The following is a 14,374-nucleotide window of genomic DNA, read 5'->3' as shown; positions in this document are numbered from 1 at the left end:
GAAGCCATTGTGAACGATTTTAATCAGCCTCTGGGTGGAAATGTCATGCCGCGTTCGGGCGGCCCCGCGACCATGATGCGTCTGCCGACTCAAGACACTGCCGCAGGCCTTGATGCTGCCTTCATCGGCATTCCCATGGATATCGGTACTTCCAACCGTCCAGGCACCCGGCTTGGCCCACGCCAGATTCGTGATGAGTCACGCATGCTGCGCCCCTACAACATGGCGACCCGTGCAGCCCCTTTCGACAGCCTGCAGGTGGCCGATATCGGTGACGTACCGATCAACACCTTCAACCTGCCCAAGAACCTCGACATCATCAGCAACTTCTATGATGACGTGCTTGCCCACGACTGCGTGCCCCTCACCCTCGGTGGCGACCATACCCTGACCTGGCCGATCCTGCGCGCCATCGCCAAGAAGCATGGCCCGGTGGGGCTTATTCATATCGATGCGCATGCTGACGTCAACGAGCACATGTTCGGCGAAGAAGTGGCCCATGGCTGCCCGTTCCGCCGTGCCCAGGAAGAAGGGCTGCTCGACAGCAAGCGCGTCGTGCAGATTGGCCTGCGTGGCACCGGCTATGCCGCCGAGGACTTCGACTGGTGCCGCGAACAAGGCTTCCGTGTCGTGCAGGCCGAAGAATGCTGGCACAAGTCGCTCGCACCGCTGATGGCAGAAGTTCGCGAGCAGATGGGGAATGGCCCTGTCTACATTTCCTTTGATATCGACGGCCTTGATCCTTCCGTGGCGCCAGGCACAGGTACTGTGGAAATGGGAGGGCTTACCGCCCAGCAAGGTCTCGAAATCGTCCGCGGAGCCTGGGGACTCAACATTGTCGGCGGCGATCTGGTCGAAGTGGCGCCCCCCTATGACCCCAGTGGCAATACCGCGCTGATGGGCGCAACACTGCTCTACGAGATGCTCTGCGTGCTGCCCGGCGTCAAGCGCCGCGACTGAGGGTTCCTGAGTGACATGACGCAGCCCCTGCCATGGCAGGGTCCGAGGCGCTGACAAAGGTCACGAGCGACGATCAGGCAAGGCAAAATCCGCCGAAAAGCGCAGTTTACAAGCCGTAAATGAGCATTTTGAGGTGGATTTTAACGCTGGATGATCGAGCGCAGTAGTTTGTCTGCAGCCTCGGCCATGAGGGCATCGCGAAAAGCCATGCCCCGACACTACAAGATCAACGAGTAACGCTTATGTCTTCGCAACTGCATTCCGCCGACCAGTTGGCCAATGATGTCGCTCCCATCAACGCGGCCGGGGTCCTCAAGTTCGCCATACCGTCCTTGCTCGGTATCCTGTTGTTTCTCGTGCCCATCTCCACGGAAGAGTCGATCAATATCGGCATGGGAATGGCCGCCGACTGGCTCAAGGCGACCCTGGGCAGCACATTGCCCGCCATTGCCACCGGCGTGCTCTGTCTGTCGGCGCTGATTACCTTGCTGGTGTCCCTGACCCAGCCTCGCTGGGCACAGCACAAGGCCATGCAGGAGCTGTTCAACGTCGCTCCGCTATGGCTGGTGACCCGCATCATCGGTGCGATCTTCGCGGTCATGACCTACTTCCACATCGGCCCGGAGTTCATCAACTCCGACTTCACCGGTGGTGTCATGCTCAATGACCTGGCGCCTGTACTGGTGACATTTTTCTTCTTTGCCGCCATCCTGCTGCCGCTTCTTGTCGATTTTGGTTTCATGGAGTTCGTCGGCAGCCTGGTACGTACCCCTTTCCGCAAGATCTTCGGCCTGCCAGGGCGCAGTGCCATCGATGCTACGGCCTCTTGGATGGGTTCCGGCACCGTAGGCGTGCTGATCACTACCCAGCAGTACGAGCAAGGTTTCTACAACTGTCGAGAAGCCGCCGCCATCGCCACGAATTTCTCGATCGTGTCGATTGCCTTTGCTCTGCTGGTGACCACCTTTACCCAGATCAATCACCTGTTCATTCCTTTCTATCTCACCGTGGTAGTGGCCGGCCTGGTGGCAGCGGTGATCGTGCCACGCCTGCCCCCTCTCTCACGCAAGCCCAACACCTATTACGAGCCTGTGGGCTGCCGGATTCGTGAAGAGAATGACAGCCAGCAGAACCTGCTGCGCTACAGCCTCGGTATGGCCGTGGCGAGGGCACGTACTGCGCCAGGTGCGGTGAAGCTGATACGCACCGCACTGTTCAACGTCGCCGATATTCTCTTTGGCCTGCTGCCGATCGTCATCGCCATCGGTACCGTGGCCCTGGTGCTGGTGGAATACACCCCAATCTTCGACTGGCTGTCACTGCCGATGGTCCCGGTGCTGGAGTGGATGGGACTGCCCGAGGCCGACAAGGCTGCCCCGGCCACCCTGGTGGGCTTTGCCGACATGTTCCTGCCCGCAGTATTGGCCAAGGACATCGACAGTGAGCTGACACGTTTCGTGATTTCCTGCCTGTCACTGACCCAGTTGATCTACATGTCGGAAATCGGTGCTCTGCTGCTGAAATCGAAGATTCCGCTCAAGTTCTGGGAGCTGGTGGTCATCTTCATTCTGCGCACGGTCATTACCCTGCCGATCATCGTGGTGATGGCACACTGGCTGGTGGGCTGATGCCAGGAGCGCGGCCAGCACCTGACCTGGCCGCATCATAGACAACGTTCATGTGATTGAGGAAAGATCCGCATGGCCCTTAACTCCCACGCTCCTGGCAAGGCAACGTTCACCCGTATTGATCAAAGTACGGCTGAAGACTGGCAAGTCATTCTCGCTCATGACGTGGAATATCTTGATGGCTTGCCCGATACCGTCGTGGCAACGCTAAAGCGCCTTGGCGAAGGACATCAGCCCTACCAGGTCACACGTTTGGAACATTGCCTGCAAACAGCGACTCGTGCAGAGCGAGCAGGCGCCGAAGAAGAAATGATCGTCGCTGCATTGCTGCATGATATCGGTGATGAACTGGCGCTGTTCGATCACGCCTCCTATGCCGCATCAATCATCAGGCCCTTCGTCAGCGAGAAAACCCACTGGATCATCAAGCATCACGATGTATTCCAGGGGTATTACTACTGGGACAAGCTCGGCGCAGACAAACATGCCCGAGAACGTTTCCGTGACCATCCCTGGTTCGACGACTGTGAGGCCTTTTGTCGTGAGTGGGATTGTCCTTCTTTCGACCCAGAGTACGACTCACTGCCACTCGACCACTTTATGCCGATGGTGCAACGCATCTTTTCTCGCCAACCGTATAGCCTTGCGCCAGATCCGGCGTTTCCATCACAAGGACTACCCAAATGACCTGTGCCGAACTACTGATTCGCCTGCTGCGTGACAGCTATGCTGTGGATACCATCTTCGGCATCCCTGGTGTGCATACCGTCGAACTGTATCGTGGCCTGGAGGGTGGAAAGCAGGAAGCGTCCGAGGATGGAAATGGAAGCGGCATCCGGCATGTAACGCCACGCCACGAACAAGGCGCGGGCTTCATGGCCGATGGTTATGCCCGGACAACCGGAAAACCGGGCGTATGCTTCATCATCACCGGCCCCGGCATGACCAACATCGCCACCGCCATGGGGCAGGCCCTGGCCGATTCCATTCCCATGCTGGTGATTTCCAGTGTCAATCGCACCGATACCCTGGGCCGAGGCCAGGGCCGGCTGCATGAGCTACCCAGCCAGCAGCAACTAATGGCCGGCGTTTCCCGCTTCAGCCATACCCTGCTCGATCCTGATGGTCTGCCCGAAGTCCTGGCTCGGGCCTTCGCCGTGTTCGAAGGCGCACGACCTGGACCGGTGCATATCGAGATTCCCATCGATCTGTTCAATGCGCCCGTGACACCACCTCGTCACTGGCAACGCTGTGGTCTGGTCAAGGCGGCTCCGTCTCCCGATGCTCTTGATCGAGCCTGCCAATGGCTCGAACAGGCCAAGCGACCGCTGGTCCTTCTGGGCGGCGGCTGCGTGGCGGCCCCCGAGGCAGCACGCCAGTTGGTGGAAGCGCTGGATGCACCGACCGTGACCACGGTCAATGCCAAAGGATTGCTGGGTCGCCACCATCCTCTCGATCTCGGCCCCAATGCATCATTTCCGCCCGTGCGCGACATGGCCATGCAAGCCGATGTGGTGCTGGCCATCGGTACCGAGATCGGTGAAACCGACTATGACGTGGTATTCGATGATGGTTTTGCCCTCGCTGGGCGCTTGATTCGCGTCGACATCGATGCCGAGCAGCTCGCTCGCAATCATCAAGCGGATCTGGCCATGGTGGCGGATGCTGGGCTCACCCTGTCCGCCTTGGCTGAGCGCTTTCAGAACCGACACCTGTCGAGAGAAGGCGAAGCACGCACCAAGGCCGCTCTGACGGCACTGAATCTGGCTGGCGATCCTGCGTTCTCTGCCTATGTGCCTCTGTTCAACACCCTGCAGGAAGTATTGCCCGATGCAGTTATCGTGGGAGACTCCTGCGCCACGGTGTATGCCGGCAATCACCTCGTCAGCCAGCCTCATCCCAGGCGTTATTTCAACTCCGCCTCAGGCTACGGCACGCTCGGCTATGGCCTGCCAGCGGCAATGGGAGCCTGCATCGGTCGCCCTGACTTGCCAGTGGTGGCACTGGTCGGCGATGGCGGAGTGATGTTCACGCTCCCCGAACTGGCTTGTGCGGTGGAAGAACAACTGCCGGTGATCATTCTGCTGTGGCACAACCAGGGCTATGAGGAAATTCGCCGCTACATGGACAACGCCGGTGTCACACGGCTTGGCGTGGATATCCAGGCGCCAGATTTCCAGGTACTGGCAGCAGGGTTCGGTTGTGCCGCCACTCGGGTTGCTGATCCTGCGGGTCTCGCCCGCGCCATCGCCAACCGCCCCGCCAGTGGCCCCATCTTGATCGAGGTCGATGCTGCGGCCTGGAATGAAGCAGTCACCCAGGCATAGAGAATCCTCAGAGAACGTCCTTACCTACAATCACAATTTCGTGAGGGTACTGGCATGAGCCATGCACAGTACCCTCAAAGGACAGCAATATGACAATCACCAAACGCATGCTCGGACAAGACACTCTAGATGCGCATCACAGCAAAAGCCTCGGAGCCTTCGGCACGGTGTTCCTGTGGCTCGGCGCCAACGTTGTCGTCACCACCATCCTCACCGGCATGTTGCTGGTACCGGACCTGCCCTTCACCACCGCCATGGGCACGGTACTGCTGGGTTCTCTGATCGGCGCCATTCCGCTGTTGCTGGTTGGGTTGATGGGGCAACATACCGGCCTGCCTTCCATGGTCCTGACACGCCGAGCCTATGGTCCCCTGGGTAGCCGGATCATATCTCTGATCAACATGGCGGTACTCATCGCCTGGAGCTGGATTCAGGCTCTGCTGGCAGGCATGAGCCTGGACTATGCCATCTCGTCTGCCACCGGCTACTCGAACCTGCCGCTGATGACCGTGCTGTGCGAAATGATCGTGGTATTGGTCGTGTTGCGCGGACACCTCGGTATCGAGAAGGTCGAACGCTGGGCGGCACTGGCCATGGTTGGACTTGCTGCCATCGTGCTGTACCAGCTCAATCGACATTATGACGTGACGTCATTGCTGGACATGCCGATAGAGTCGCGCAATGGCATCACCCTGGGGATTGCTTTCGATATCGTGGTCGCCACTGCGTTCTCCTGGATATCCTCTTCTGCCGACTACAACCGCAACTGCAAGAGCGGTCGCATCGCCATCTGGGGAACCTACAGCGGCTATGTGCTGGCAGCGATGATCGCCATGGGGCTCGGTGCGGTAGTCTCTGGCCTGTCTGTGCTTACCGGCATGCCGCAGACCTACGACCCGACCCGCCTGCTGAGCGGCTTCGGATTCGGCCTGCCGGCGGCACTGGTCGTGTTCTTCTCGGTCATGACCACCAACATCATGGCGGTCTACAGCGCGACCATGTCGTGCATGAATGTCTCCCCCGGCATGGCATTCTGGAAACCGGCATTGATCATCGGCGTGGTTACCGTCTTCGGTGCCTTGATCCCGGGCATACTCGACCAGTTCCAGAATTTCCTGCTGCTGGTGGGTGCCCTGTTCATTCCGGCCTTTGCCGTCGTGATCGCCGATTACTTCCTGCTGGGCAAGGCTGGCTACAGCTCAGAGCTGCTCAAGGCCCGTCATCAACTCGGTCGCCCCACTGCCAAGGTGGCCATTTGCGCCTATCTTTCAGGTGCGGCATTGGCCGCTTACTGGACCCTGATGTCCCCCCTCTCCTTTGGCGCGTCCTTGCCCGTCTTCGTGATCACTGGCGCCATCTACTGGTTCGGCTGCACACTGTTCGTTCGCCGTCCGTCGGCCGTACCCCATAGCGAAGAGGATCATTGATCATGCGTTTGCTGCTGGCTCAAACCTTTCCTGAACGCGGCAACATCGAAGCCAATCTTGCCGACATCGCTTCCCTGTGCGAACAGGCAGTGAGTGCAGGTGCCGACCTCGTTGCCATCCCAGAGCTAGGCATCAGCGGGTACAACATCTTCGCGCAACTGGATAGCCTCAGCGAGCCGATTGATGGCACCACATCAACCCGGCTAGCGGCACTGGCACGTCAGTATCGGCTGCACTTGTTGGTCGGGCTTGCCGAACGCCAGCCCGATGGCAGCCTGGCCAACGCCGCCGTGCTGTTCGATGACCAAGGGCAGCGGCAAGCGACCTATCACAAGCGCCAGCTGTGGGATCGTGAACATGCGTTCTTTTCCCCGGGAAACGAACTCTGTGTGGTCGACACCCGCCTTGGCCGCCTGGGACTGATGATCTGCTACGACAACGAATTTCCTGAAATGGCCCGCGCACTCGCCCAGCGCGGGGCCCAGGTGATTCTTTCACCTACTGCCAACATGGTGCCCAACGCCGAGCGCCAGCAGTTGCAGATCCGCACGCGTGCGATGGACAACCAGTGTTTCGTAGCCTGTATCAACCGTGCCGGTCAAGAAGACGAACTGCATTACTGCGGGCATAGCCTCGTTGCCGGCCCGGATGGTGAAGTTCTCGGACTGCTGGGTGCCGAACCAGGCACGCTGATCGTCGATATCGACCTTGAACGCATCACCGAGAGCCGAAAGCACCAGGATTATCTGCGAGACCTGCGATCTACGCCGGAGCTTTCCACATGACGCGCTTTCATGTTTCCAGAGCAGAGGCTAGCAACTGGTATCGCACCAGACACTTGGCAGACGGCATCACACTGATCGATGAACCTGCGATCAAGCCGTTCTACCGTTGCAATATCTGGCATGTCCGCGGTAGAGAGCGTGATCTGGTCGTCGACTTCGGGCTTGGCGCCGTTCCCCTGCGTCAGAGCGTTGCCTTGCTGGCGGAGCAGGAGATTCTGGCGGTGGCCAGTCACACCCATTTCGATCACATTGGCGCCGCTCATGAATTCGATAGCTGCCTGGTGCACCGCGATGAGGCCAATATCCTGCGGCAGCCCGACAACAAGAGAACCCTGGCCAGTCAGTTTCTCGACGACAGCATGTTCGATGCGCTGCCTCCTGAGCCTTACTCGCACAGTGGGTACCACATTCCAGCACCGCCTGAGGTCAGGCTGCTCGAGGATGGCGATATCCTCGACCTCGGCGATCGCCGCTTCAGCGTTATCCATACCCCCGGCCACTCCCCGGGAGGCATTGCGTTATGGGAGGCCAAGAGCGCCACGCTGATCTCCGGCGACATCATCTATGACGGAGAACTGATCGAGGATGCCTACCACAGCAACCTGCAGGATTATGCCACTAGCCTGCGCCGCTTGAATGCGCTGCCTGTACGCACGGTTCATGGTGGACACTTCCCGAGTTTTTCGGGACAGCGCCTGCATGAACTGATCGACCATTGGCTGCGGGCTCATCAACTCTAGAGCCCTCTGACCAGCCACGACGTCCCATGAGATTTCCCCATGCAACGACTCACCCAACAATTCATTGGCAACCACTGGGTAGAAAGCCACGGCACTCGCCGCCTGCCCGTCACCGACCCTTATCGCCAGGAACAGATTGCCGAACTCACCGCCGGCGACCCTGCTGATGTAGATGCAGCCGTCGCAGCAGCTCGCCAGGCACTGCCAATATGGCAGGGGCTGGGCGGCTATCGTCGCGGCGCTTATCTGGATGCCTTTGCCGACGCCCTGGCCGAGCGCCGTGACGCATTGATACGCCTGTCCGCGGTCAATAATGGCAAACCTCTGGCCGAGGCCGGCATCGACCTGGATGATGCCATTGCCTGCTATCGCTATTACGCCGAACAGGCTCGGGCCCTGGAGCAGCGTCAGGGAAGGCTTGTCGAACATGGCATGGACGGCGTCGAAGCACGTACCTATGAAGATCCGGTGGGCGTGGTCGGCCTGATCACCCCATGGAACTTCCCGCTGGTCACCAGCGCCTGGAAAATTGCGCCGGCACTGGCTGCAGGCTGCACCATTGTCTTCAAACCTTCGGAAGTGACACCACTGCCAGAGCAGGCATTGGCTGAGATCGCCCTGGAGATTGATCTTCCCGCGGGCGTCTTCAACCTGGTTCATGGTGATGGCCAAGGCATCGGTGCCCTGCTGTCAGAGCATCCGGGTGTGGATAAACTGTCCTTCACTGGCAGCAATGCCGTGGGAGAAAAGGTCATGCTCGCCGCTGCCAAGGGCATTCGTGGCGTGTCTCTTGAGCTGGGCGGTAAATCACCGATCCTGGTACTGGATGATGCGGATATCGACCAGGCAGCCGACTGGGTCATGGCCGGCATCTATTTCAATTCTGGCCAGATCTGCTCGGCGACCTCGCGCCTGATTGTGCACCAGTCACTGGCCGAGGACCTGTATGCAGCATTGGCCGTACGCATGGATGCCATTCGCCTGGGCGACCCGCTGGCCGATGACACCGGCATGGGCCCCATGACCAGCGCCCGTCAGCGCCAGGCCGTGGAAGACTATCTTGCCATTGCCCGTGACGAAGGTCTGGTTGCCGTGCGTGATGCCAGTCACCATCAGCTCCCCGCTCAGGGCGAGTTCATTGCTCCCACCCTGTTCCGCGATGTACCGACCGACAGCCGCCTGTGGCGCGAGGAAATCTTCGGCCCGGTACTGTGCGCACGCTCTGCGGCCAGTGAAGAAGAAGCCATTCAACTGGCCAACGACAGCGATTTCGGCTTGGCGGCGACCGTTATCTCCAGTGATGTCGAACGTGCTCGCCGAGTCGGCCGCCAATTGCGTGCAGGCAGCATCTGGTACAACAGTGAGCAGATCGTCATGCCTGAGGCCAGTTGGGGCGGCTTCGGCATCAGCGGCATCGGCCGCGAACTGGGCCTCTGGGGCCTGGCGGGTTACCTCGAAGTGAAGCATCTGATCGGGCCTGCAGGTTGATCGAGCATATATTCGATATTTGAGTATCCATACCACGCCCAGGTTTGCTGATGAGCATGCCCGGGCGCGGTATTTCCTCCTTGCCGCCGTACTCTCGCACTGGTGATGACGATGCAGCCTGTGCACTATGACCTGGCTGTCATTACGATCATTCCCGGTTCGAGTACTGCCATGACCCCATTTCGCAGCATTGCTGTCTTCTATCATGTAGCGCGCACCCAGAGCGTGACAGCCGCCTCCGAGTATCTGCATGTGACCCCTTCTGCTGTCAGCCAGCAGCTACGCTCGCTGGAGGAACAGATCGGCACCACGCTGATCGTGCGCTCAGGAAGAACCGTGCGCCTGACCGAGGCCGGAGAGCGCTATTTCGAGCTTATCGCCGAAGACATCGAACACATCATCAAGGTGACTGACCAGTTGCGCGGCACCCAGGCGCCCACTCGTCTGACCATTCGGGCGACACCGACGATTGCCACCAAGTGGTTGCTGCCACGCCTGGATGACTTTCTCACCAGATTTCCCGGCCTGGAAGTGCGCATCGATGGCTCCAACGAACCTACTGATTTCAGCCGTGAGCGGGTGGATATCGAGATTCGCCATGGCACAGGACGCTGGACAGGCTTGAATGTTCAGCCCTTGGTCAGTGAACGCTTTCTTCCCGTGTGCTCTCCTTCTCTGGCCGAGGCTGGATCGCTTTGTGCCGCAGACATCATTGACTACCGTCTCATTCACTCGGTAAAGGCTCAGATCCAGTGGCGTACCTGGTTCAACAGGGCAGGCATCAAGGATGAAGGGTTCTTGCGTAACCTGTATTTCGACCGCTCGCACATGTCTGTTGATGCAGCGGCTCTCGGCATGGGAATAGCACTGGAAAGCAACCTGATGATGTCGCAAGAAGTGCTCGGCGCAAAGCTGGTCATTCCAGTGCGAAATCCTCCTGTCATGGAAATATGTACCCAGTGGTTGGTATGCCCTCATCAGAGCCTGCGTCTACCGCATGTCCGTCATTTCATTGACTGGATCAGCGAGGTTGCCCGTCAGTGGCATCAGGAGCAAAGCAAACTGTTTAGACAAACTTAAAAGTCACCAAGCAAAAGTAAATTGTAGCTTCACTCAAAGCTCATACACTCCTGAATTACCACCCTTACTGGAGATAGTGACGGCCTGGCTTGGACAAGTGGCAGTATCACAACCATGAGAAACCTGCCGCTTGGTGCAGACGTCACGTCTTCCCATGTACTCGACTCCGGGAGTGTCATACATGAACCTGTCGTCAATGCTTGCGCAGTACCATGACAGCGGAAAATCCATTCGTGTCGGTTTGATTGGTGCAGGAAAATTCGGCTCGATGGTGCTGGCTCAGGCCAGAAAGATCACCGGCTACCACATCGTGGGCGTTGCCGAACTCGATCCACAAAAAGCCAAGGCCTCACTTCGCCGCACAGGCTGGGAAGAAAGTGAGTATTCCGCAACCTCCTTTGCTGATGCCATGGACACCGGCAGAACCTTCATCACTTCCAGTGCTCAGGAACTCTGCGAATTCGGGGACATCGACTGCATCATCGAGGCCACCGGGCATCCCATCGCCGGTGTCCGGCATGCCCTAATGGCCATCGACAATGACAAGCATGTGGTCATGGTCAATGTTGAAGCTGATGTGATGTGTGGCCCCATCATTGCCCAGCGGGCCAGGCAGAAGAATCTCGTCTATTCCATGGCCTATGGTGATCAGCCTGCTGCCATCTGCGAGCTGGTGGACTGGGTCAGATCCTGTGGTTTCGAGCTGGTTGCCGCCGGCAAGGGCATGAACTTCGAACCTCGCTATCGTTACTCGACACCGGATACCGTGTGGGGATTCTTCGGCTGGAGCGATGAGGAAGTGGCCAAGGGCGACTTCAATCCCAAGATGTACAACTCCTTCACCGATGGCACCAAGGCCGCCATTGAAATGGCCGCGGTGGCCAACGGAACTGGCCTGGACTGCCCCGATGACGGCCTGGCCTTCTATCCTTCCGGCCTTCACGACCTGACCTCGGTATTCAAGCCGGCCAGCGAAGGCGGGAGACTGCCGCGCGCTGGTCTCGTGGATATCGCTGCCAGCCAGGAGCCCGATGGCCGTGAAGTGCTCAACAACATCCGCTATGGCATGTTCGTGACCTTCAGGGCCCCGGATCAATATACCCGGGACTGTTTCCAGCAATATGGCCTGCTCACGGATAAATCTGGCTGGTATGGCTCCATGTGGCGCCCTTTCCACCTGATTGGCCTCGAGACTTCTGTCAGCGTCCTTTCCGCCTGCCTGCGTGGAGAGGCAACGGGCAGCTCTGTGGAGTTCCGTGCCGACGCCGTGGCCACCGCCAAGAGAGACCTGAAAGCAGGCGAGATGCTGGATGGTGAAGGTGGCTACACGGTCTGGGCCAAGGCGATTCCTGCCACGCTCAGTATCCAGCATGATGCACTTCCTATCGGCCTTGCCCACCACGTCAGGCTGCGCAATGACGTACGCAAGGACCAGGTCGTACGCATGTCGGATGTGGAGCTGGTCGAGGATCGCGATGTCATCGAGGTGCGCCTCGAACAAGTTCGTACCATGGCTCGCTGAGGAGGCCCAGCCCATGAACAGTTCCCACGCCTTTGTCGTGATAGCAGAATTTGAAGTGTCTGCCGCCAATCTCGAGGCATTTCTGGCGGCTGCCCACGAGGATGCCACTCGTTCGGTTGCCGATGAACCAGGATGTCTGCAGTTCGATATCCATCTGCAACAGGACACGGAAATACCGCACGTGGTTTTCTATGAAGCCTATCGCTCGCGGGATGATTTCGACACGCATCTCGAAACACCGCACCTGGCGGCATTCCGAGAGTCCCTTTCACTGGTCGAGCGTGAGCTTCCCGTACGCTTTCTGACCCGACAGTAACCCCGAGGATCAGCATGACCCACAAGCCAACCATCGCCGTTCTGGGCACCGGCATCATGGGGCAACCCATGGCCTCCAACCTGTCTGCCGCGGGTTTCGATGTGTGCGCCTGGAACCGTAGTGACCATCGCTATCCCGCGCTGCGTTCGGCAGGCATTCGTATCATGCCCACGCCTGTCGAAGCCGCACGTGAATGCGATGTGGTCATCGTCATGCTGAGCAATGGACCTGTGTGCAAGGAAATTCTGTTCGGCGACCAGGGAGCGGCCTATGCCATGCCACCTGGCGCTCTACTGATTGTCATGTCTTCTATTGCCCGCCATGAGGCAGAAGAGATGGCGGAGCTTAGCCAGGCCCAAGGCTTGAAGTGGCTGGATGCGCCTGTTTCCGGAGGAGAAAAAGGTGCCACCGAAGGCAACCTTTCAATCATGGTGGGCGGAACTGCCGAGAACTTCGAGCAGGCCGCCAGCATCCTTGCGCCCATGGGCCGGGCAATTCATGTCGGCCCAGCCGGGACAGGCGCTCTGGCCAAGCTGGTCAATCAACTGACTGTGGCCACCACTCTTGCTGCGGTTGCCGAAGCCATGACCCTGGCCGAGGCTGGCGGAGCCGATCCCGCGAAAGTCCGCGAAGCCATGCTGGGCGGCTTCGCCTCCTCGCGCATCCTCGAGCAGCATGGCCAACGCATGCTGGAACGCAACTTCACTCCCGGTGGCCCTGCCAAGTATCAACTCAAGGATACCCGAGCCGCCTGCCAGGTCGCCCAGGACCTGGGACTGGAGCTACCGTTGCTGGCCCTGACGGATCAGCTTTTCGCTGATCTGGTGGCCAATGGCGGTGGCGACCTGGACCACAGTGCCATTCTGCTGGAAATACAGCGTCGCAATCACCTCGAGGAAGATTGACCAACCAAGCAATCACTTAACGGATTTCAAAGACAGAAAACACGATAAAGGCATCCACATTTCGCAGGACAGCTTCATAGCAGGAAAGCTTCATAAAAGGGACACCAAAGCTCGACTGACCCGATAATTCAAACAAGGAGTCACGCCATGAAATACCATGCCCAAAAATGCCTCAAGGTACCCCACCTGGCCATTCTTGCAGGCCTGGTGCTGTCAGCACTTGCCACCGATGCCATGGCCGCTGTCAATCTGCGCCTGGCCGTCCCCGACCCGGCACAATCCTCCGTCGGCCAAGCCGCCAACCGCTTTTCTGAATTGGTGGATGAGAAGACCAATGGCGAGGTGACTTTCCAGGTTTTCCCGGATGGTGTGCTGTTCGGTGGTGATCAGAATGCCGCCATCAATCAACTCGGCAGCGGAGCGCTTGACGGCCTGATTCTCGCGTCTTCTGTCTATGCTTCCTTTGAACCGCGCATGAACGCCATCAGCCTGCCTTATCTATTCAACGACTATGACCAGTTGCAGGCCTATCTGGATGGTGAACCAGGCCAGGAATTGCTGCAGTCGCTGGAGCGTCTGAATATCCATGGCCTCGACTTCTTCCTGCGCACCTTCCGCAATGTCACCACCCGAGAACCCCCCATCACCACCGCCGAAGACTTTGCCGGCCTGACCCTGCGTACTCCCAACAACCCCTTGTTTGTCAATCTGTTCAAGGCGCTGGGAGCCAACCCCTCTCCGATGGCCTTTTCGGAGGTCTACAGCGCCTTGCAACTGAAGGCCATCGATGGCCAGGAGAACCCGGTCGAAGTGCCCTGGAACAACCGCTTCTACGAAGTTCAGGGGCAGTTGAACATCACCCAGCATGTCGCCGATGCCTTCTTGCTGGCCCTGTCCGATGCAGCCTGGAAACGTATTCCCGAAGAGTACCGCGACGAGGTGCAGCAAGCGGCCGATGAGATGACCAGCGAACGCAACCAGATCGAAATCGAGCAGGAACAGGTCATCATCGAACAGCTCAAGGAAAAGGGCATGCAGGTCAATCAACTGGCAGAAGGGGAACGAGAGAAGATCCAGACTATCGCCCAGGGTACCTACGAGGCATTCAGCGATGAGATCGGCGAAGACTTCATGAACAAGAGTCTCGAATTCGTCCGTCAGCAGTAAGGAATCGGCCAGATGTCACAGGCCCCGCA

At 58.7% G+C, this 14,374-nt stretch carries 13 protein-coding genes; all 13 read left to right on the top strand.

Features of this window, described 5'->3' with window-relative positions; genetic code table 11:
* Positions 1-9 precede the first annotated feature (9 nt).
* The 13 genes from speB (at position 10) to E4T21_RS02250 (ending at position 14,345) form a co-directional block, all read left to right on the top strand.
* Entirely contained in the window at positions 10-960 is a 951-nt protein-coding gene (gene speB / locus E4T21_RS02310) for an agmatinase (RefSeq protein WP_149283153.1), read from the top strand.
* A gap of 242 nt (positions 961-1,202) precedes the next feature.
* Positions 1,203-2,588 carry a YjiH family protein gene (locus E4T21_RS02305; protein ID WP_149283151.1) on the top strand — a complete coding sequence of 462 codons (1,386 nt, stop codon included), beginning with the start codon at positions 1,203-1,205 and terminating at the stop codon, positions 2,586-2,588.
* Between the two features lie 72 nt (positions 2,589-2,660).
* Positions 2,661-3,275, top strand: coding sequence for an HD domain-containing protein (locus E4T21_RS02300; RefSeq protein WP_149283149.1), 615 nt, complete (start codon positions 2,661-2,663; stop codon positions 3,273-3,275).
* Positions 3,272-4,915 carry a 5-guanidino-2-oxopentanoate decarboxylase gene (locus E4T21_RS02295; RefSeq protein WP_149283147.1) on the top strand — a complete coding sequence of 548 codons (1,644 nt, stop codon included), beginning with the start codon at positions 3,272-3,274 and terminating at the stop codon, positions 4,913-4,915. The genes E4T21_RS02300 and E4T21_RS02295 overlap by 4 nt, the downstream gene beginning before the upstream one ends.
* Before the next feature lie 89 nt (positions 4,916-5,004).
* Positions 5,005-6,342: a purine-cytosine permease family protein gene (locus tag E4T21_RS02290; RefSeq protein WP_149283145.1), complete on the top strand. Its 1,338-nt coding sequence runs from the start codon at positions 5,005-5,007 to the stop codon at positions 6,340-6,342.
* Between the two features lie 2 nt (positions 6,343-6,344).
* Entirely contained in the window at positions 6,345-7,127 is a 783-nt protein-coding gene (locus E4T21_RS02285; protein WP_149283143.1) for a carbon-nitrogen hydrolase family protein, read from the top strand.
* Positions 7,124-7,867, top strand: a complete 744-nt coding sequence (locus E4T21_RS02280) for an MBL fold metallo-hydrolase (RefSeq protein ID WP_149283141.1) — start codon at positions 7,124-7,126, stop codon at positions 7,865-7,867. Before E4T21_RS02285 ends, E4T21_RS02280 begins: the two co-directional genes overlap by 4 nt.
* Before the next feature lie 39 nt (positions 7,868-7,906).
* Positions 7,907-9,355: an aldehyde dehydrogenase family protein gene (locus tag E4T21_RS02275; protein ID WP_149283139.1), complete on the top strand. Its 1,449-nt coding sequence runs from the start codon at positions 7,907-7,909 to the stop codon at positions 9,353-9,355.
* A 111-nt stretch (positions 9,356-9,466) separates the two neighbouring features.
* A complete protein-coding gene (locus E4T21_RS02270) occupies positions 9,467-10,435 on the top strand; it encodes a LysR substrate-binding domain-containing protein (protein WP_205423446.1) in 969 nt (322 codons plus the stop codon).
* 181 nt (positions 10,436-10,616) lie between these two features.
* Entirely contained in the window at positions 10,617-11,957 is a 1,341-nt protein-coding gene (locus E4T21_RS02265) for an NAD(P)H-dependent oxidoreductase (RefSeq protein WP_149283137.1), read from the top strand.
* A gap of 13 nt (positions 11,958-11,970) precedes the next feature.
* Positions 11,971-12,273, top strand: coding sequence for a putative quinol monooxygenase (locus E4T21_RS02260; RefSeq protein ID WP_149283135.1), 303 nt, complete (start codon positions 11,971-11,973; stop codon positions 12,271-12,273).
* Positions 12,274-12,287: 14 nt separating this feature from the next.
* The gene (locus E4T21_RS02255; protein ID WP_149283133.1) at positions 12,288-13,178 is read left to right on the top strand and encodes an NAD(P)-dependent oxidoreductase; all 891 of its coding nucleotides are present in this window, start codon (positions 12,288-12,290) and stop codon (positions 13,176-13,178) included.
* Between the two features lie 147 nt (positions 13,179-13,325).
* On the top strand, positions 13,326-14,345 hold the full coding sequence (locus E4T21_RS02250; protein WP_149283131.1) for a DctP family TRAP transporter solute-binding subunit: 1,020 nt from the start codon (positions 13,326-13,328) through the stop codon (positions 14,343-14,345).
* Positions 14,346-14,374 lie beyond the last annotated feature (29 nt).

Source organism: Halomonas binhaiensis (assembly GCF_008329985.2).
GTDB classification, from domain to species: domain Bacteria; phylum Pseudomonadota; class Gammaproteobacteria; order Pseudomonadales; family Halomonadaceae; genus Halomonas; species Halomonas binhaiensis.
The sequence above is the reverse complement of the archived record's forward strand: the minus strand, read 5'-3'. Positions and strand labels throughout refer to the sequence as shown.

What these genes read in the sequence shown, in the direction of transcription:
- E4T21_RS02305 (WP_149283151.1), top strand. Translation starts at nt 1,203, where the DNA reads ATGTCTTCGCAACTGCATTCCGCCGACCAGTTGGCCAATGATGTCGCT.
- E4T21_RS02300 (WP_149283149.1), top strand. Translation starts at nt 2,661, where the DNA reads ATGGCCCTTAACTCCCACGCTCCTGGCAAGGCAACGTTCACCCGTATT.
- E4T21_RS02295 (WP_149283147.1), top strand. Translation starts at nt 3,272, where the DNA reads ATGACCTGTGCCGAACTACTGATTCGCCTGCTGCGTGACAGCTATGCT.
- E4T21_RS02290 (WP_149283145.1), top strand. Translation starts at nt 5,005, where the DNA reads ATGACAATCACCAAACGCATGCTCGGACAAGACACTCTAGATGCGCAT.
- E4T21_RS02285 (WP_149283143.1), top strand. Translation starts at nt 6,345, where the DNA reads ATGCGTTTGCTGCTGGCTCAAACCTTTCCTGAACGCGGCAACATCGAA.
- E4T21_RS02280 (WP_149283141.1), top strand. Translation starts at nt 7,124, where the DNA reads ATGACGCGCTTTCATGTTTCCAGAGCAGAGGCTAGCAACTGGTATCGC.
- E4T21_RS02275 (WP_149283139.1), top strand. Translation starts at nt 7,907, where the DNA reads ATGCAACGACTCACCCAACAATTCATTGGCAACCACTGGGTAGAAAGC.
- E4T21_RS02270 (WP_205423446.1), top strand. Translation starts at nt 9,467, where the DNA reads ATGCAGCCTGTGCACTATGACCTGGCTGTCATTACGATCATTCCCGGT.
- E4T21_RS02265 (WP_149283137.1), top strand. Translation starts at nt 10,617, where the DNA reads ATGAACCTGTCGTCAATGCTTGCGCAGTACCATGACAGCGGAAAATCC.
- E4T21_RS02260 (WP_149283135.1), top strand. Translation starts at nt 11,971, where the DNA reads ATGAACAGTTCCCACGCCTTTGTCGTGATAGCAGAATTTGAAGTGTCT.
- E4T21_RS02255 (WP_149283133.1), top strand. Translation starts at nt 12,288, where the DNA reads ATGACCCACAAGCCAACCATCGCCGTTCTGGGCACCGGCATCATGGGG.
- E4T21_RS02250 (WP_149283131.1), top strand. Translation starts at nt 13,326, where the DNA reads ATGAAATACCATGCCCAAAAATGCCTCAAGGTACCCCACCTGGCCATT.